15 protein-coding genes are annotated in these 18,439 nt (G+C 61.5%); 2 read left to right on the top strand and 13 right to left on the bottom strand.

Going from position 1 to position 18,439, the window contains the following annotated elements:
• The 5 genes from tpiA to rlmE all read right to left on the bottom strand — a co-directional run bounded on the left by tpiA (nucleotide 1) and on the right by rlmE (nucleotide 5,774).
• Nucleotides 1-756: a triose-phosphate isomerase gene (tpiA, locus tag F6X59_RS08745; protein ID WP_152955894.1), complete on the bottom strand. Its 756-nt coding sequence runs from the start codon at nucleotides 754-756 to the stop codon at nucleotides 1-3.
• Between the two features lie 66 nt (nucleotides 757-822).
• Nucleotides 823-2,163 (bottom strand): phosphoglucosamine mutase, encoded by a 1,341-nt coding sequence (gene glmM / locus F6X59_RS08750; protein WP_152955895.1) that lies wholly within the window; start codon nucleotides 2,161-2,163, stop codon nucleotides 823-825.
• Between the two features lie 16 nt (nucleotides 2,164-2,179).
• Entirely contained in the window at nucleotides 2,180-3,031 is an 852-nt protein-coding gene (folP, locus tag F6X59_RS08755) for a dihydropteroate synthase (protein WP_152955896.1), read from the bottom strand.
• A gap of 8 nt (nucleotides 3,032-3,039) precedes the next feature.
• A complete protein-coding gene (gene ftsH / locus F6X59_RS08760) occupies nucleotides 3,040-4,944 on the bottom strand; it encodes an ATP-dependent zinc metalloprotease FtsH (protein WP_152955897.1) in 1,905 nt (634 codons plus the stop codon).
• 203 nt (nucleotides 4,945-5,147) lie between these two features.
• The gene (rlmE, locus tag F6X59_RS08765; protein WP_060509365.1) at nucleotides 5,148-5,774 is read right to left on the bottom strand and encodes a 23S rRNA (uridine(2552)-2'-O)-methyltransferase RlmE; all 627 of its coding nucleotides are present in this window, start codon (nucleotides 5,772-5,774) and stop codon (nucleotides 5,148-5,150) included.
• A gap of 102 nt (nucleotides 5,775-5,876) precedes the next feature.
• Between rlmE and yhbY the strand changes: the two genes are divergently transcribed.
• Nucleotides 5,877-6,185: a ribosome assembly RNA-binding protein YhbY gene (gene yhbY / locus F6X59_RS08770; RefSeq protein ID WP_027917692.1), complete on the top strand. Its 309-nt coding sequence runs from the start codon at nucleotides 5,877-5,879 to the stop codon at nucleotides 6,183-6,185.
• A 12-nt stretch (nucleotides 6,186-6,197) separates the two neighbouring features.
• Here yhbY and F6X59_RS08775 read toward each other — a convergent pair whose 3' ends face one another.
• From F6X59_RS08775 to grpE, 8 genes are all read right to left on the bottom strand, one after another.
• Nucleotides 6,198-6,647, bottom strand: a complete 450-nt coding sequence (locus F6X59_RS08775) for an MFS transporter (protein ID WP_079226471.1) — start codon at nucleotides 6,645-6,647, stop codon at nucleotides 6,198-6,200.
• Nucleotides 6,625-7,107, bottom strand: coding sequence for a transcription elongation factor GreA (gene greA, locus F6X59_RS08780; RefSeq protein WP_152955898.1), 483 nt, complete (start codon nucleotides 7,105-7,107; stop codon nucleotides 6,625-6,627). The genes F6X59_RS08775 and greA overlap by 23 nt, the downstream gene beginning before the upstream one ends.
• Nucleotides 7,104-10,325, bottom strand: a complete 3,222-nt coding sequence (gene carB, locus F6X59_RS08785; protein ID WP_152955899.1) for a carbamoyl-phosphate synthase large subunit — start codon at nucleotides 10,323-10,325, stop codon at nucleotides 7,104-7,106. Before carB ends, greA begins: the two co-directional genes overlap by 4 nt.
• A gap of 106 nt (nucleotides 10,326-10,431) precedes the next feature.
• Entirely contained in the window at nucleotides 10,432-11,568 is a 1,137-nt protein-coding gene (carA, locus tag F6X59_RS08790) for a glutamine-hydrolyzing carbamoyl-phosphate synthase small subunit (RefSeq protein ID WP_003249935.1), read from the bottom strand.
• Between the two features lie 223 nt (nucleotides 11,569-11,791).
• Nucleotides 11,792-12,595: a 4-hydroxy-tetrahydrodipicolinate reductase gene (gene dapB / locus F6X59_RS08795; RefSeq protein ID WP_152955900.1), complete on the bottom strand. Its 804-nt coding sequence runs from the start codon at nucleotides 12,593-12,595 to the stop codon at nucleotides 11,792-11,794.
• Between the two features lie 14 nt (nucleotides 12,596-12,609).
• Nucleotides 12,610-13,728, bottom strand: a complete 1,119-nt coding sequence (gene dnaJ / locus F6X59_RS08800) for a molecular chaperone DnaJ (protein WP_152955901.1) — start codon at nucleotides 13,726-13,728, stop codon at nucleotides 12,610-12,612.
• A 197-nt stretch (nucleotides 13,729-13,925) separates the two neighbouring features.
• Entirely contained in the window at nucleotides 13,926-15,854 is a 1,929-nt protein-coding gene (gene dnaK / locus F6X59_RS08805; RefSeq protein ID WP_152955902.1) for a molecular chaperone DnaK, read from the bottom strand.
• 104 nt (nucleotides 15,855-15,958) lie between these two features.
• The gene (grpE, locus tag F6X59_RS08810) at nucleotides 15,959-16,513 is read right to left on the bottom strand and encodes a nucleotide exchange factor GrpE (protein WP_152955903.1); all 555 of its coding nucleotides are present in this window, start codon (nucleotides 16,511-16,513) and stop codon (nucleotides 15,959-15,961) included.
• A 191-nt stretch (nucleotides 16,514-16,704) separates the two neighbouring features.
• On the opposite strand from grpE, the gene recN reads away from it, so the two are divergent.
• Nucleotides 16,705-18,378: a DNA repair protein RecN gene (gene recN / locus F6X59_RS08815; protein WP_152955904.1), complete on the top strand. Its 1,674-nt coding sequence runs from the start codon at nucleotides 16,705-16,707 to the stop codon at nucleotides 18,376-18,378.
• The last annotated feature ends 61 nt before the right edge of the window (nucleotides 18,379-18,439 follow it).

Here is an 18,439-nt window from a genome sequence, read left to right on the forward strand (position 1 = left end):
TCAGTTTCCTGCGGCGCGACAAATTGCACCGAATTCGTCTGCGTTCAGGGACGCTCCACCAATGAGCCCCCCATCGATATCCGGCATGCCGAACAGTTCGGCCGCATTGGCCGCCTTCACGCTGCCGCCGTAGAGAAGCTGCACATTCGCGGCAACTTCGGTGTCTTCGGCCGCCAACTGAGCACGGATGGCTGCATGCACATCCTGAGCCTGCTGAGGCGAAGCCGTCAAACCTGTGCCAATGGCCCAAACCGGCTCATAGGCGATTACAGCATTGGCAAAAGCCTTAACACCGAACGCGTCGATGATACTGCTTAGTTGACCCCCGACAACTTCGAGTGTCTTGCCTGCCTCGCGCTCTTCGAGAGTCTCCCCTACGCAGAGCACCGGCATTAAACCACTAAGTTGAGCGGCTGCAAACTTCTCTTTCAGCACTTCTTCACTTTCGCCGATGATCTGGCGACGCTCGGAGTGGCCAATCAAGACCAACTTGCAACCCGCTTCAACCAACTGACTTGGTGCAACTTCACCGGTCAGCGCGCCCTCTTCGGGCTTTACCGCAGAATTCTGTGCTCCGACAGTGATCCCCTTGCCCTTCAGCCCATCAACCACTTGATTGATGAACAGCGTTGGCGGGAACACTGCGACTTCAACACCATTTGGCACCGGCATGTTGCCCAGGCCCAGGATCAGCTCAGCGACGCTGGCGCGGGTACCGTGCATCTTCCAGTTACCAGCTACCATAGGGCGACGCATGCTTTACCTCGTCGGTCAAAGTGGGCGCAGATCTTACCCAACCCGATCTGCGCTGGCAAGCCTCTTTCAGGCACAAACTTCTGCGACCAGCTTGGCCAGGGTTTCGGCATGGCCGCGCACCTGGTTTTCGTCGTCACCTTCGACCATCACCCGCACCAAAGGCTCGGTGCCGGACTTGCGCAGCAGCACACGCCCACGCCCAGCCATGGCCTCAGTGACCTTGGCACTGGCTTCCTTGACGGCCGGATGCGCCAGGGGATCGACCTTGCTAGCGCCGAAACGCACGTTGATCAGCACCTGCGGGCATTTGCGCAGGGCCTGACGCGCCTGCGCCAGGGTCTCGCCGCGGCGTTTGAGCGCCATCAGCACCTGCAGCGCGGCAATGATCGCATCACCGGTAGTGGTGTGGTTGCAGCACACGACGTGCCCCGAGTTCTCACCACCCACCAGCCAGTCGCGCTCGAGCAGCTCGGCCATCACATAGCGATCGCCGACCTTGGCCCGCACGAACGGAATGTCCAGGTCCTTGAGCGCAAGCTCCAGGCCCAGGTTGCTCATCAACGTGCCAACTACGCCGCCTTGCAGCTTGCCGCGCTCATGCAGGTCACGAGCGATGATGAACAGCAGCTCATCGCCATCGACGATGGCCCCGGTGTGATCGACCATCAATACCCGGTCACCATCGCCGTCGAAGGCGATGCCCAGGTCGGCATGCCCCACCAGCACGGCAGCCTGCAACGATTCGATGTGGGTCGAACCGCAGCCCTCGTTGATGTTCAGGCCATCCGGCTGTGCATGCAGCACGGTCACATCGGCGCCAAGCTCGCGGAATACGCTTGGGGCAACCTTGTAGGTGGCACCGTGGGCGCAGTCGACCACCAGCTTGAGCCCGTCGAAGCTGGTGCTGCTCGGCACGCTGCTCTTGCAGAATTCGATATAGCGACCAGCCGCATCGTTGATACGGGAAACCTTGCCCAGCTTGCTCGACTCGACCACGGTCATCGGCTGATCGAGCAACTCCTCGATCATCAGCTCGACTTCGTCGGGCAGCTTGGTGCCCTGGCCGGAGAAGAACTTGATGCCGTTGTCGTCGTGCGGGTTGTGCGAAGCACTGATGACGATACCAGCCTCGGCATGGAAGGTGCGGGTCAGGTAAGCGATGGCCGGCGTCGGCATCGGCCCGAGCAGCATCACATCAGCCCCCGCTGCAGACAAGCCGGCTTCGAGCGCAGACTCGAACATGTAACCGGAAATACGCGTGTCCTTGCCCACCAACACGCGGCAATGGCCCTGCTTGCGGAAGGCCATGCCGGCAGCCCAGCCCAACTTCAGCATGAAGTCCGGGGTGATCGGAAATTCGCCGACGCGGCCACGGATGCCGTCGGTACCAAAGTATTTTCTGCTCATAGGGACTCCAATGTTCTTATTCGGCGTTCTGTACCGCGGCAATCATGCGCACCACATCGACAGTCTCGGCCACATCATGGACGCGCAGGATACTGGCCCCCTTGGTCATGGCCAGAGCCGCCAGCGCGAGGCTGCCGTACAGTCGCTCACCGACCGGACGATCCAGCGTCAGGCCGATCATGCTCTTGCGCGAAACGCCCACCAGTAGCGGGCGCCCAAGGCGATAGAGCGCTTCCATGTGCTTGAACAGGCTGAGGTTGTGCGCCAGTGTCTTGGCGAAGCCGAAGCCTGGATCAAGAATGATTCGTTCGGCAGGGATGCCCGCTGCTGCGCAAGCGGCCATCCGCTGTTCAAGATAGCGCGTTACGTCGGCAGTCACATCTTCGTAATGCGGATCGTCCTGCATGTTCCCCGGCTCGCCACGCATGTGCATCAGGCATACCGGCAAGCCGGTGTCCGCCGCCGCATCCAGGGCGCCATCGCGCTCCAGGGCTCGCACATCGTTGATCAGGCCAGCACCCAGCCGCGCCGACTCGCGAATCACCGCAGGCGTTGAGGTATCCACCGAAATGACCACATCGAGACGGCTGTTGATGGCTTCGACCATCGGCGCAACACGCTCCAACTCTTCGGTCACGGAAACTGCACGCGCACCGGGGCGAGTCGACTCACCACCGATATCGATCAGCGTGGCGCCCGCCGCAACCATCGCCTCGGCATGACGCAACGCTTCATCGCGCTGGCTGAAACGGCCACCGTCGGAGAAGGAATCGGGAGTGATATTCAGGATACCCATGACATGGGTACGGGAAAGATCAAGAACCCGGTTGCCGCAAGGCAACCGGGTCGGGTACAGCTGTGAGCTCATAAGTGCCCTTAGTGTTGAGCCGCTGGGCCGCCGATTGGCGATTCCGGGCGATCATTCTGGGCAGTCGGGGTGCCCGAATCCTTGTCGTCATCCCAATCACGGGGTTCGCGCGGAGTGCGGCCAGCCATGATGTCGTCAATCTGATCGGCATCGATGGTCTCGTACTTCATCAGCGCTTCAGTCATCGCCTCGAGCTTGTCGCGATTGTCGATCAGCAGCTGCTTGGCAGTGGCATAGCACTGATCGATGATGCTGCGCACTTCGGAGTCGATCAGCTTTGCCGTCTCGCCGGAGACGCTGGCGTGCTGGCTGGCAGCACTACGACCGAGGAACACCTCGCCCTCCTCTTCCGCATACATCAGCGGACCGAGCTTTTCCGACAGGCCCCACTTGGTCACCATGTTACGAGCGATCTGACTGGCTCGCATGATGTCGTTGGAAGCACCGGTGGTAACGCCATCGAAGCCCAGGGTCATCTCCTCGGCGATCCGGCCACCGTACAGGGAGCAGATCTGGCTGATCAGCGCACGCTTGGACAGGCTGTAGCGGTCTTCTTCCGGCAGGAACATGGTGACACCCAGGGCACGACCACGCGGGATGATCGAAACCTTGTAGACCGGATCGTGCTCAGGCACCAGGCGACCGACAATAGCGTGACCGGCCTCGTGATAGGCGGTGTTCCTTTTCTCCTTCTCGGACATGACCATGGTCTTGCGCTCGGCGCCCATCATGATCTTGTCCTTGGCCAGCTCGAACTCTTTCATCTCGACCAGGCGCTTGTTGGAGCGGGCGGCGAACAGCGACGCCTCGTTGACCAGGTTGGCCAGGTCGGCACCGGAGAAGCCCGGGGTACCACGGGCAATGACCGCCGGGTTGACGTTTTCGCCGACCGGCACCTTGCGCATGTGTACCTTGAGGATCTGCTCTCTCCCACGGATATCCGGCAGGCCGACCACGACCTGACGGTCGAAGCGACCAGGGCGCAGCAGCGCAGGGTCGAGCACGTCCGGGCGGTTGGTGGCGGCAATGACGATGATGCCATCGTTCATTTCGAAGCCATCCATTTCCACCAGCAACTGGTTGAGGGTCTGCTCGCGCTCGTCGTGACCACCACCCATGCCGGCGCCGCGGTGGCGACCCACGGCGTCAATCTCGTCAATGAAGATGATGCACGGCGCGTGTTTCTTGGCCTGTTCGAACATGTCACGAACACGGCTGGCACCCACACCGACGAACATCTCGACGAAGTCGGAACCGGAAATGGTGAAGAACGGCACCTTGGCTTCACCTGCAATGGCCTTGGCCAGCAGGGTCTTACCGGTACCGGGCGGGCCGACCATCAGCACGCCACGCGGGATGCGGCCACCCAGGCGCTGGAACTTGCCCGGGTCACGCAGGAATTCGACCAGCTCACCAACCTCTTCCTTGGCCTCGTCGCAACCGGCGACGTCAGCCAGGGTGGTCTTGACCTGGTCTTCGGACAGCAGGCGCGCCTTGCTCTTGCCGAAGCTCATCGGCCCGCCCTTGCCACCTGCACCACCTTGCATCTGGCGCATGAAGAACATGAACACGGCGATGATCACCAGGATCGGGAAGCTCGCGACCAGCAACTGAGTCCAGATGCTCTGCTGTTCAGGCTGCTTGCCTTCTACGACCACATGGTTGTCGACCAGGTCGCCGATCAGGCCATTGTCGGTGATGGCCGGACGCACGGTCTTGAAGTTGTCCCCGTCGGCGCGCTTGCCGGTAATGATGTAGCCGTCGACGGTCACACGCTCGACCTTGCCATCCTTGACCTGCTGGATGAAGTCGGAGTAGTTGAGGGTCTGCGGCTCGTTAGGGCTGGAGAAGTTGTTCATCACTGTCACCAGGACAGCTGCGATGATCAACCACAGGATCAGATTCTTTGCCATGTCGTTCAATTCGCTACCCTCTGAGGCCGGCGCACGACGCAGCCGTGCCTCGCATGATATTCATCGCCCTAACTTACTACATTACCTACGCATCCGCAGGCACCGTCTGTAACCCTTTGTGAAACCTAGACTACACGAAGTTCGGACGATCCAGACGGGGCAGCCGATTGGAAATAACTATCAGCCACCACGTGTCACGCCTTTCAAACGCCTTTGAAACCTTTGCCCAGCAGGTACTGCTCACGAGAACGGTCCCGCGAAGAGGACGGCTTGCGCATTTGTACCTTGTCGAACTTGGTGCGCACGTCCTTCAGGTACATATCGAAGCCTTCGCCCTGGAAAATCTTGATCAGGAAATCACCGCCAGGCTTCAGTACGCGGGTTGCCAGATCCAGGGCCAGCTCGCAAAGGAACATGGCGCGCGGCATGTCCACTTCGGGCGTACCACTCATATTGGGGGCCATGTCGGAAATCACAAGGTCTACGTGCGAATCGCCGACCGCCTGCAAAATCTGCTGGAGCACCGCGTCATCGGTGAAGTCGCCCTGAATGAAGGTCACATCCGGGATCGAGTCCATTTCCAGGATGTCAGAAGCGATCAGGCGGCCCTGGCCACCAATCAGACGACTGGTCACCTGTGACCAGCCACCCGGGGCCGCGCCGAGGTCAATTACACTCATGCCAGGGCGGATCAGACGGTCCTTTTCCTGGATCTCAAGGAGCTTGTAGCTCGCACGCGAACGGTAGCCATCCTTCTGTGCCTGTTTCACAAAAGGATCGTTGAAATGCTCTCGCAGCCAGTTTGCGCTGCTTTTGGAACGTTGTACCACGGGGCACCTCGATGATATGCGTCGTGATTGACTGGGCGGAGCCGGTGGCCCTCGGGTAAAATGCCGGTCAATTTTACAGAATCAGACGGAAAGGGTCAGATTATGCCGCTCAATAACGAGCAGAAGAAGCAATACAAGTCCATTGGTCATGACCTGAAGCCGGTCCTGATCGTTGCTGGCAACGGTTTGAACGAAGGCGTGATCGCCGAATTGGAGCGTGCGCTGGTCGATCACGAACTGATCAAGGTCGAAATTCGCTCGGAAGATCGCGAAGAGCGCGCCGCCGTCATTGCCGAACTGTGCAAGGCCGGCCGTGCCGAACTGGTGCAGACCATCGGCAAGAAGGCACTGATCTATCGCAAGAATCCGCAGCCGAACAAGCAACTGTCCAACATCCACCGTTACAAGTGACGGTGGCTCCGCTCAGTGGCGCGCCTGGCGCGCCCTGACCGGGACCGGTTGGGCCACCAGCACGATGCCGGAGAAGCCCAACACGAGAAAACAGAACATCTGCCAGCGCTCGCCGACCGAGATGCCGTAGCGCAAGGTGTAATACCCCACGCAGGCCGCAAAGCCCAACAACAGCATCTGCCCGCGAAACTGCCGCCACCAGGCCGCCAGGCCGTCCACCCTTGCCAGCACCGCCAGCTGGGTCAACAAGCCAAGCAATGCCACGCCGATCAACCAACGGTCGATCTGCCCGGCGACGTCCTGCACCAGCAAAGGTGCCAGGCCACTGACTTTCAGCGCCGGCACCAGCCCCACATGGAACACCCACAGGCCACCGACCCAGAACACCTGGGCCAGTTGCCAGAGGATCCCCTCGAGGGATGGCGCCCGCAGGCGCCGGTCAGATGTGTTTGACTTCGACAATCTCGTACTCGACCGTACCGCTTGGCGTCTTCACCACCACGGTGTCACCTTCTTCCTTGCCAATGATGGCACGGGCGATCGGCGCACTGCTCGAAAGCTTGCCTATTTTCACGTCAGCTTCATCTTCGCCGACGATCTGGTAGGTCACTTCGTCACCGGTCTCGGTGTTGGCCAGCAACACGGTGGTGCCGAAAATCACCTTGCCGGTGTGGGGGATGGTGGTGACGTCGATCACCACCGAGTTCTGCAGACGGCCTTCGATATCGCGGATGCGCGCCTCGACCATGCCCTGCTCTTCACGAGCGGCATGGTATTCGGCGTTTTCCTTGAGGTCGCCCAGCTCACGCGCTTCGCCAATGGCTTGGCTCAGGCGCGGGCGCTCGGTCTTGCTCAGGAACAGATGCTCTTCTTCCAGGGCGCGAGCGCCCTGGACGGTCATCGGGTATTTGGTAATGCTCATGCTTTGAGTCCTGCGTGCAGATCCTGCAAGCGACGAACGGTCTTTTCAGGCCCAAATTTCAGCGCTTCGCAGATGGCTTCACCGGCCGCAATGGTAGTGGTGCAGTAGATCTTGTGCTGCAGCGCATTGCGACGAATCGAGTAGGAATCGGCGATCGACTGGCGGCCTTCGGTAGTGTTGATGATCAACGACACTTCGTCGTTCTTGATCATGTCGACCACGTGCGGGCGACCTTCGGTCACCTTGTTCACACGGCGCACTTTCAGGCCAGCCGCTTCGATGACCTTGGCAGTGCCTGCCGTTGCAACCACTTCGAAGCCCAGGGCGATCAGGTCGCGGGCAACGCCAGCCACTTGTGGCTTGTCGTCGTCACGCACGCTGATGAACGCGGTACCGCCGGTCGGCAGCACTTCGCTGGCACCCATCTGGGCTTTGGCGAAGGCTTCACCGAAGCTGTCGCCGACACCCATGACTTCACCGGTGGATTTCATCTCAGGGCCGAGGATCGGGTCAACCCCTGGGAACTTGGCGAACGGGAAGACGGCTTCCTTGACGCTGTAGAAGTTCGGGATGATTTCCTGGGTGAAGCCCAGTTCTTTCAGGGTTTTGCCGGCCATGACGCGGGCAGCGATCATTGCCAGGGAGGTGCCGATGCACTTGGACACGAACGGCACGGTACGCGAGGCACGCGGGTTGACTTCGATCACGTAGATCTTGTCACCCTGCAGGGCCAGCTGCACGTTCATCAGGCCGACAACGCCCAGCTCCAGGGCCATTTTCGATACCTGTACGCGCACTTCGTCCTGCACTTCCTTGCTCAGCGAGTAAGGTGGCAGCGAGCACGCCGAGTCACCCGAGTGAACGCCGGCCTGTTCGATGTGCTGCATGATCGCGCCGATCACCACGTCAGTACCGTCGCAGACCGCATCCACGTCCATCTCGATGGCGCAGTTGAGGAAGTGGTCGAGCAGTACCGGGCTGTCGTTGGACACCTGTACGGCTTCACGCAGGTAGCGCTTGAGCTCGTCCAGTTCGTAGACGATTTCCATGGCACGGCCACCCAGCACATAGGATGGGCGCACGACCAGCGGATAACCGATGCCGCCAGCAGCGCGGATGGCTTCGTCTTCGCTGCGCACGGTGGCGTTTGGCGGCTGCAGCAGGTTCAGGCGCTGAACCATCTGCTGGAAGCGCTCACGGTCTTCGGCACGGTCGATGGCGTCCGGGCTGGTACCGATGATCGGTACGCCGGCTTCTTCCAGGGCGCGAGCCAGCTTCAGCGGGGTCTGGCCGCCGTAGTGAACGATGACGCCCTTCGGCTTCTCGACGCGGCAGACTTCCAGCACGTCTTCCAGGGTCAGCGGCTCGAAGTACAGGCGGTCGGAAGTGTCGTAGTCGGTGGAGACGGTTTCCGGGTTGCAGTTGACCATGATAGTCTCGTAACCGTCTTCACGCAGCGCCAGTGCAGCGTGCACGCAGCAGTAGTCGAACTCGATACCTTGGCCGATACGGTTCGGGCCGCCACCCAGGATCATGATCTTGTCGCGGGTCGACGGGTTGGCCTCGCACTCTTCCTCATAGGTCGAGTACAGGTAGGCGGTGTCGGTGGCGAACTCGGCGGCGCAGGTGTCGACGCGCTTGTACACCGGGAACACTTCCAGCTTGTGGCGGTGACGACGCAGGTTCTTGTCGGTGATGCCGAGCAGCTTGGCCAGGCGCTGGTCCGAGAAGCCTTTGCGCTTGAGGCGCAGCATGTAGTCCTTGTCGATCGACGACAGGGCCAGGGTCTTGACCTTCTCTTCTTCCTTGATCAGGTCTTCCATCTGCACCAGGAACCACATGTCGATGCCGGTCAGCGCGAAGATTTCTTCACACGACATGCCCGAACGCATGGCGTCGGCGACGTACCAGATACGCTCGGCACCCGGCACGGTCAGTTCACGCTTGAGGATGCCGGCCGCTTCCGGGCTGGCCAGGTCGACTTTCGGGTCGAGGCCGCAGGCTCCGACTTCCAGGCCGCGCAGGGCTTTCTGCAGGGATTCCTGGAAGGTACGGCCGATGGCCATGACTTCACCCACGGATTTCATCTGGGTGGTCAGGCGGGCGTCGGCTTTCGGGAATTTCTCGAAGGCGAAGCGTGGCAGCTTGGTCACGACGTAGTCGATCGAAGGCTCGAAGGACGCCGGGGTGCGGCCGCCGGTGATGTCGTTCTGCAGTTCGTCGAGGGTGTAACCGATGGCCAGCTTGGCGGCAATCTTGGCGATCGGGAAGCCGGTGGCCTTGGATGCCAGGGCGGACGAACGCGAAACGCGCGGGTTCATCTCGATCACGACCATGCGGCCGGTGTTCGGGCAGATACCGAACTGCACGTTGGAGCCGCCGGTTTCGACACCGATTTCACGCAGCACCGCCAGCGAGGCGTTGCGCATGATCTGGTATTCCTTGTCGGTCAGGGTTTGTGCCGGCGCCACGGTGATCGAGTCACCGGTGTGCACGCCCATCGGGTCGAAGTTCTCGATGGAGCAGACGATGATGCAGTTGTCCTTCTTGTCACGGACCACCTCCATCTCGTATTCCTTCCAGCCGATCAGCGATTCGTCGATCAGCAGTTCCTTGGTCGGCGACAGGTCCAGACCACGGGTGCAGATTTCTTCGAATTCTTCACGGTTGTAGGCGATACCGCCGCCAGTGCCGCCCATGGTGAACGACGGACGGATGATGCATGGGAAGCCGAGCTTCTCGAGGACCGCATTGGCCTCTTCCATGCTGTGGGCGATACCGGAGCGCGGGCACTCCAGGCCGATGTCCTTCATGGCCTTGTCGAAGCGCGAACGGTCTTCGGCCTTGTCGATGGTGTCGGCGTTGGCACCGATCATCTCTACGCCGAACTTTTCCAGAACGCCGTGGCGCTCCAGGTCCAGGGCGCAGTTCAGTGCAGTCTGGCCACCCATGGTCGGCAGCACCGCGTCCGGGCGCTCTTTTTCAATGATCTTGGCCACCGACTGCCACTTGATCGGCTCGATGTAGGTGGCGTCGGCCATGGCCGGGTCGGTCATGATGGTGGCCGGGTTGGAGTTCACCAGGATGACGCGGAAACCTTCCTCGCGCAGGGCTTTACAGGCCTGGGCGCCGGAGTAGTCGAACTCGCAGGCCTGGCCGATCACGATCGGGCCAGCGCCGAGAATCAGGATGCTTTTGATGTCTGTACGTTTTGGCATGGTTGTCACTCAAATCCGCGGGTCAGTCGGCAAGCCGTCTTGAACAATCTGGGTCAGGCGCGTCCGGGCGCGGCACAAGCCGCCCCGGGGCCTTGATGCAGGATGCTCAGCGGCGCTTGGCCATGGCATCGGTGAAACGATCGAACAGTGGCGCGACGTCGGTCGGGCCTGGGCTCGCTTCAGGGTGACCCTGGAAGCTGAACGCGCTCTTGTCGGTGCGCTCGATACCCTGCAGGGTGCCGTCGAACAGCGACTTGTGGATGGCGCGGACGTTGCCCGGCAGGGTGGCTTCGTCAACGGCGAAACCGTGGTTCTGGCTGGTGATCATGACCACGCCGGTGTCCAGGTCCTGGACCGGGTGGTTGGCACCGTGGTGGCCATGGCCCATCTTCACGGTCTTGGCGCCGGAAGCCAGGGCCAGCAGCTGGTGGCCGAGGCAGATGCCGAATACCGGGATCTCGGTTTCGAGGATTTCCTTGATCGCCTGGATCGCGTAGTCGCATGGCTCCGGATCACCAGGGCCGTTGGACAGGAACACGCCGTCCGGATTCAGTGCCAGCACTTCGCTGGCCGGGGTCTGGGCAGGCACCACGGTCACGCGGCAGCCGCGGGCAACCAGCATGCGCAGGATGTTCAGCTTGACGCCGTAGTCGAAGGCGACCACGTGGTACGGCAGGTCGGCAGCATCGATGGTTGGGTGGCTGTCGGTTTTCAGTTCCCACACGCTGGAGCGCCACTCGTAGCGCTCCTTGGTGGAGACGACCTTGGCCAGGTCCATGCCCTTCAGGCCTGGGAAGCCGCGGGCGGCAGCGATGGCGGCTTCTTCGCTGATGTTGTCACCGGCCAGGATGCAGCCGTTCTGAGCGCCTTTTTCGCGCAGGATACGGGTCAGGCGACGGGTGTCGATGCCGGCGATGGCGACGACGTTGTTGGCCTTGAGGTACTCAGGCAGCGACTGGGTGTTACGCCAGTTGCTGGCCAGCAGCGGCAGGTCACGGATGACCAGGCCAGCGGACCAGACACGGTTCGACTCGGCGTCTTCCGGCGTGGTGCCGGTGTTGCCGATGTGCGGGTAGGTCAGGGTTACGATTTGCTGCGCATAGGAAGGGTCTGTAAGGATTTCCTGGTAGCCGGTCATAGCGGTGTTGAATACCACCTCACCAACGGTCTGACCGTCGGCACCGATAGCTTCACCGCGGAAAATACTGCCGTCGGCAAGGGCGAGTATGGCTGGCTTTGTCAAGAAGACCTCCCGTAAATCAAGCATGAAAGGGCGATCGCAGGTTGCAAAAAAGCGGAGTGACGTATGGACACGTCACCCCGCTTTCATGTGCTGAATTCAATTCGCTGCGCGCTTTTAGTGGACACACTAAAGCTGTAGCTTACAGAAAAGTGCGTTTTCGGTCTACCGCATATGTGTCTCTAAAACACATGATTGCGACAGAGGGCGCAGCGGCCCGAACTGATCAGCGCAGCTCGAGCACGTCCTGCATGTCGTACAGGCCCGGCTCGCGCCCATCCAGCCACAGCGCCGCACGCACCGCGCCCTTGGCGAAGGTCATGCGGCTGGAGGCCTTGTGGGTGATTTCCAGGCGCTCACCTTCAGCGGCGAACAGCACGGTGTGGTCACCGACCACATCGCCGGCACGCACGGTGGCGAAGCCGATGGTCTTGCGATCACGCGCGCCGGTCTGGCCCTCACGGCCATACACCGCCACTTCCTGCAAGTCGCGCCCCAGCGCATTGGCAACCACTTCACCCATGCGCAGCGCGGTCCCCGACGGCGCATCGACCTTGTGCCGGTGGTGCGCCTCGATGATCTCGATGTCGACATCATCACCCAAAACCCGCGCCGCCATGTCCAGCAGCTTGAGGCTGAGATTGACACCGACGCTGAAGTTGGCAGCGAACACGATCGGAATGTCCTTGCCCGCCTCGGCGAGCAATTGCTTCTCCTCAACGGAGAAACCGGTAGTACCGATGATCATCGCCTTGCCGTGCTTGCGGCAGAACGCCAGGTTCTTCAGCGTCACCGAAGGGTGGGTGAAGTCGATCAGCACGTCGAATTCGTCGACAACCTTGGCCAGGTCATCGGACAGCAGTACGCCGATCCGACCAAGCGCTGCCAGTTCACCGGCATCCGCCCCGACCAGCGAGCTGTCCGGTCGATCGATCGCCGCTGTCAGCCCCGCACCCGGGGTTTGCTGAACGGCTTCGATGAGGGTCTTGCCCATCCGCCCCGCCGCGCCCATCACTGCAATACGTCGCATAGCCTTGTTCCTTGTCAGAGATCGCCGAAGAAGCGCTTCACGCCATCGAACCAGCCACTGGCCTTGGGCGAGTTGTCGCCTTCCAGCGAGCTGCGCAGCTCTTCGAGCAGTTCGCGCTGGCGACGGGTCAGGTTGACCGGGGTCTCTACCGCCACGCGGCACAGCAGGTCACCAGCACCACCACCGCGCACCGGAGCAACACCCTTGCCGCGCAGACGGAACTGCTTGCCGGTCTGGGTGCCTTCCGGAATCTTCAGCTTCACGCGACCATCAAGGGTCGGCACTTCCAGCTCGCCACCGAGGGCGGCGTCGGTGTAGCTGATCGGCACTTCGCAATACAGGTGCTTGCCATCACGCTGGAAGATCTCGTGCTCGCGCACATTGATCACAACGTACAGATCGCCGGTTGGCCCACCATGGGTGCCCGCCTCGCCCTCGCCGGACAGGCGGATGCGGTCGCCGGTATCGACACCAGCCGGTACCTTGACCGACAGGGTCTTGTATTCCTCGACACGGCCTTCGCCATGGCAGGAGGTGCATGGGTCGGTGATGATCTTCCCTTGGCCATGGCAACGCGGGCAGGTCTGCTGCACCGAGAAGAAGCCTTGCTGCATGCGCACCTGGCCGATGCCGCCGCAGGTCGGACAGGTCGACGGGGTCGAACCCTTCTTGGCACCGGAACCGTCACACGGCTGGCAGTTGACCAGCGTCGGCACACGGATGCTGACCGTGGTGCCACGCACCGCTTCTTCCAGGTTCAGTTCCAGGGTGTAACGCAGGTCGCTACCGCGCTGGGCACCGCCGCGTCCACCGCCTCGACCGCCACCGAAGAAGTCGCTGAAGACGTCGCCGAAGATATCGGAGAAGTTGGCGCCGCCGAAGCCGGCACCGCCGCCACCCATGCTCGGGTCGACGCCAGCGTGGCCGTACTGGTCGAACGCCGCACGCTTGCTGGCATCCGACAGCACTTCGTAGGCCTCGTTGGCCTCCTTGAACTTGTCTTCCGACTCTTTATCGCCCGGGTTGCGGTCCGGGTGGTACTTCATCGCCAGGCGGCGATAGGCCTTCTTGAGGTCAGCTTCGCTGGCGCCGCGCTCGACACCCAGGACCTCATAAAAATCACGCTTGGACATAGGTCATTTGCACCTTTTGGGGCGTCAGGCATCTGCGCCGCGCCATCAGCACCTGCCTGCACACCACGAATGGCCCGGACAAATGCTGTAAAAAATCTCGAATTCCAGATACGCCAACGCGGGAGCAAGCCCCCGCGCGGCGACATCCTACCAGTTCACCGGCACACGCCGGTGAACGGGTCGACAGCATGCAACGATTACTTCTTGTCGTCGCCTTTGACTTCTTCGAACTCGGCGTCAACCACGTCATCGTGCTTGGCTTCCGGCTCGGCGTGCTGCTGAGCGCCACCCTGAGGCTGTTCGGCCTGCTGCTCGGCGTACATCTTCTGAGCAACTGGAGCCGAAACCTTGGACAGCTCTTCGACCTTGGCATCGATGGCAGCCTTGTCGTCGCCTTTGACAGCGGCTTCCAGGGCAACCACGGCAGCTTCGATCGCGGCCTTCTCTTCAGCTGTGACCTTGTCACCGGCGTCAACGACCATCTTGCGAGTCGAATGCACCAGCGCATCACCCTGGTTACGGGCAGCGGCCAGCTCTTCGAACTTGCGGTCTTCCTCGGCGTTGGCCTCGGCGTCACGCACCATGCGCTCGATTTCTTCGTCGGACAGGCCGGAGTTGGCCTTGATCACGATCGACTGAGCCTTGCCGGTGGCCTTGTCTTTGGCGCCGACGTGCAGGATGCCGTTGGCGTCGATGTCGAAGGTCACTTCGATCTGCGGTACGCCACGTGGCGCTGGCGGAATGTCAGCCAGGTCGAACTTGCCCAGCGACTTGTTCTGCGCAGCCTGCTTGCGCTCGCCCTGCAGCACGTGAATGGTCACGGCGCCCTGGTTGTCGTCGGCAGTCGAGAACACCTGCGACTTCTTGGTCGGGATGGTGGTGTTCTTCTCGATCAGCGGGGTCATCACGCCGCCCATGGTTTCGATACCCAGGGTCAGCGGGCTGACGTCCAGCAGCAGTACGTCTTTCACGTCACCGGCCAGCACGGCGCCTTGGATGGCAGCACCCATGGCCACGGCTTCGTCCGGGTTGACGTCCTTGCGCGCTTCTTTACCGAAGAAGTCGGAAACGGCCTTCTGCACCATCGGCATACGGGTCTGGCCACCGACCAGGATCACGTCGTCGATCTTGCTGGCGTCGATGCCGGCATCTTTCAGGGCGATGCGGCAAGGCTCGATGGTACGGTTGACCAGGTCTTCTACCAGCGACTCCAGCTTGGCGCGGGAGATCTTCACGTTCAGGTGCTTCGGACCGGTAGCGTCTGCAGTGATGTACGGCAGGTTGACGTCGGTCGACTGAGCCGAGGACAGCTCGATCTTGGCCTTTTCAGCGGCTTCTTTCAGGCGCTGCAGGGCCAGCGGATCGTTCTTCAGGTCCATGCCGGACTCTTTCTTGAACTCGTCGACGAGGTAGTCGATCAGGCGCATGTCGAAGTCTTCGCCACCCAGGAAGGTGTCGCCGTTGGTGGCCAGTACTTCGAACTGGTGCTCACCGTCGACTTCGGCGATTTCGATGACCGAAACGTCGAAGGTACCACCACCCAGGTCATAAACGATGACGGTGTGGTCGCCCTTGGCCTTGTCCATGCCGTAGGCCAGTGCAGCAGCGGTCGGCTCGTTGATGATACGTTTTACGTCCAGACCGGCGATGCGGCCGGCATCCTTGGTGGCCTGGCGCTGGCTGTCGTTGAAGTAGGCCGGAACGGTGATGACCGCTTCGGTCACGGCCTCGCCGAGGTAGTCTTCGGCGGTCTTCTTCATTTTCTTCAGCACTTCGGCGCTGATCTGTGGTGGCGCCATGTCTTTGCCGCTGGCCTGAACCCAGGCGTCACCGTTGCTGCCCTTGACGATCTTGTACGGCACCAGCTTGATGTCTTTCTGTACGACGTCTTCTTCGAAGCGACGACCGATCAGGCGCTTCACGGCGAACAGGGTGTTGTGCGGGTTGGTGACAGCCTGACGCTTGGCCGACTGGCCCACCAGGATTTCGCCATCGTTGGCGTAGGCCACGATCGAAGGGGTAGTACGCGCGCCTTCGGCGTTTTCGATGACCTTGACGTTACCGTTTTCCAGAATGGAGACGCACGAGTTGGTGGTCCCCAGGTCGATACCGATGATTTTGCCCATGTTTACTCTCCCGAAACTTGAATTTGGCGGCAGCGGCTACTGTCGTGGCCAACTGCGGTAATACTTGAACGCTTGACACCTAGATGGGGATGCCCCGGAGGATTTCAAGCCTTCTCATCGATAGAAGGTTGCGCTGCCGCTGGTGCCTTGCTGACCACCACCATGGCGGGGCGCAGCAGGCGACCGTTGAGCAGGTAGCCCTTCTGGAACACGTTGAGCACGCTGTTTGGCTCGACCTCGGCGTTTTCCTGCATGGCCATGGCCTGATGGTGCTCAGGGTTGAACGGCTGGCCGTGCGGGTCGATGGCTTCAAGGTTGTAGCGCTTGAGGGTGTCCTGGAACATCTTCACGGTCAGCTCGACACCTTCACGCGTGTTCTTGACCTGTTCGTCCTCGGGATTGAGGTGCGACAGGGCCATTTCCAGGCTGTCGATCACCGGCAGCAGGTCGCCAGCGAACTTCTCGAGGGCGAACTTGCGGGCCTTGTCGACCTCCTGCTCGGCGCGGCGAATGCTGTTCTGCGCCTCTGCAGCGACACGCAGGGACTGATCCTTGGCGGCGGCCAGCTGCTCCTCGAGCTCCTGAACGCGGGCGCCGTTATCCACTGCACCAGCCTCTTCGGCGTTAAGGTCTTTTTCATTCAGCTGTTCGTCAGCCATGGGTTCTCTCCTCCGCAATTTCTGTTGTACGAGCAAAGCTCGCCGTGTCTGCCGGCTATATGGGGCCGGAAAAACCAGCTTCAAGGGGCAAGTGGGTTTTGCAGGCCACAACAGAATCCGCCAGAGGGCATTGGCAGGGGCGAAAAAACTACTGTATAAATAACCAGACCTGAACTTCGGGAGCCGCCCCCATGCTGGTGCACCTGTCCATTCACAACTACGCCATCGTCGAGCACCTCGACCTCGAAATCGCCCGCGGCATGTCGGTCATCACCGGCGAGACCGGTGCGGGCAAGTCGATCATGCTCGACGCCCTCGGCCTGGCCCTGGGCGACCGTGCCGACAGTGGCGTGGTGCGCCCCGGCACCGACAAGGCGGACATCCTTGCCACGTTCGACCTGGTGGACATTCCCGAAGCCCATGCCTGGCTGGCCGAACGCGACCTGGACAACGACGGGCTGTGCATCCTGCGCCGCGTCATCACCGCCGAAGGCCGCAGCCGCGGCTACATCAACGGCACGCCCTGCACGCTCGGCGACCTCAAGGCGCTGGGCGAGCTGTTGATCGACATCCACAGCCAGCATGAACACCAGTCGCTGCTCAAGACCGACACCCACCGCCGCCTGGTGGACGAATACGCCGGCGCCATCGACCTGGCCCGCCAGGTGCAGCTTGCTGCCAAGCGCTGGAACCAGACCCGCCTTGAGCTCGAGCGGCTGAGCAATTCCGGCGACGAGCAACGCGCCCGTCATCAACTGCTCAGCTACCAGCTTGAAGAGCTCGACAACCTTGGCCTGGGCGAAAACGAACTGGAGCAACTGGAGCAGGAACACAAGAACCTGACCAATGCCGAAGCCCTGTTCGGCATCTGCCGCCAGGTCATCGACCAGTGCAGCGAAAGCGATTCGGGCAACGTACTCAGCGCCCTCACTTCCAGCCTCAACCGCCTCGGCGCCGCAGCGAACGCCCCGCGCGCACTGGGCGAGGCCGCAAACATGATCGCCAGCGCACAGATTCAGGTAGAAGAAGCGATGGGCGAGCTCAACCGCTTTCTCGACAACTTCGATGCCGACCCCATGCGCCTGCAGGCCCTGGAAGAGCGCCTGGACACGATCTACACCCTGGCGCGCAAACACCGCGTGCACCCCACCGAACTGCCGCACTTGCAGCAACAGCTGATGGATGAACTCGAAGGCCTGAACGCCAGCGACGAGTCGATCGAACGCCTGGGCGAAGAGCTTGGCGCCTTTGCCCAGCACTATAAGGAGAAGGCGCTGGAGCTGAGCGCCCTGCGCCAGCAGGCAGCCAAGCAGTTGGCCGTCGCAGTGGAACAGGAGATTCAGCGCCTGGGCATGCCGGGCGGCCGGTTCTGCATCGAGCTCACAGCCAACGAAGGCAACGACCTGTCGCCCCACGGCCTGGAGCAGATCGAACTGCTGGTCAGCGCCAACCCCGGGCAACCGCTCAAGGGCCTGGCCAAGGTGGCGTCCGGGGGCGAGCTGTCACGCATCAGCCTGGCGATCCAGGTGATCACGGCGCAGACCTCGCGCATTCCGACCCTGGTGTTCGACGAAGTGGACGTCGGCATCGGCGGCCCGACGGCCGAAATCGTCGGCCAGTTGCTGCGACGCCTGGGCGAGCGTGGCCAGGTGCTGACCGTGACCCACCTGCCCCAGGTGGCCGCGCAAGGGCACCATCACCTGTTCGTGCACAAGGTGCGCAACAGCGACACCACCCACACCGCAGTGGCCAGCCTGGGCAAGCGCGAGCGGGTCGAGGAAGTGGCTCGGATGCTTGGCGGCATTGACCTGACCAAGGAATCCCTTGCCCATGCGCGCAAGATGGTGGTTTCTGGCAAGGCCTGAGGCCCACTCCAGAAAGCACAAAGGCGACCCGAAGGTCGCCTTTGTCATTCATAACGCGCTA

This window comes from Pseudomonas sp. MN1F (genome assembly GCF_009391885.1).
GTDB lineage: Bacteria > Pseudomonadota > Gammaproteobacteria > Pseudomonadales > Pseudomonadaceae > Aquipseudomonas.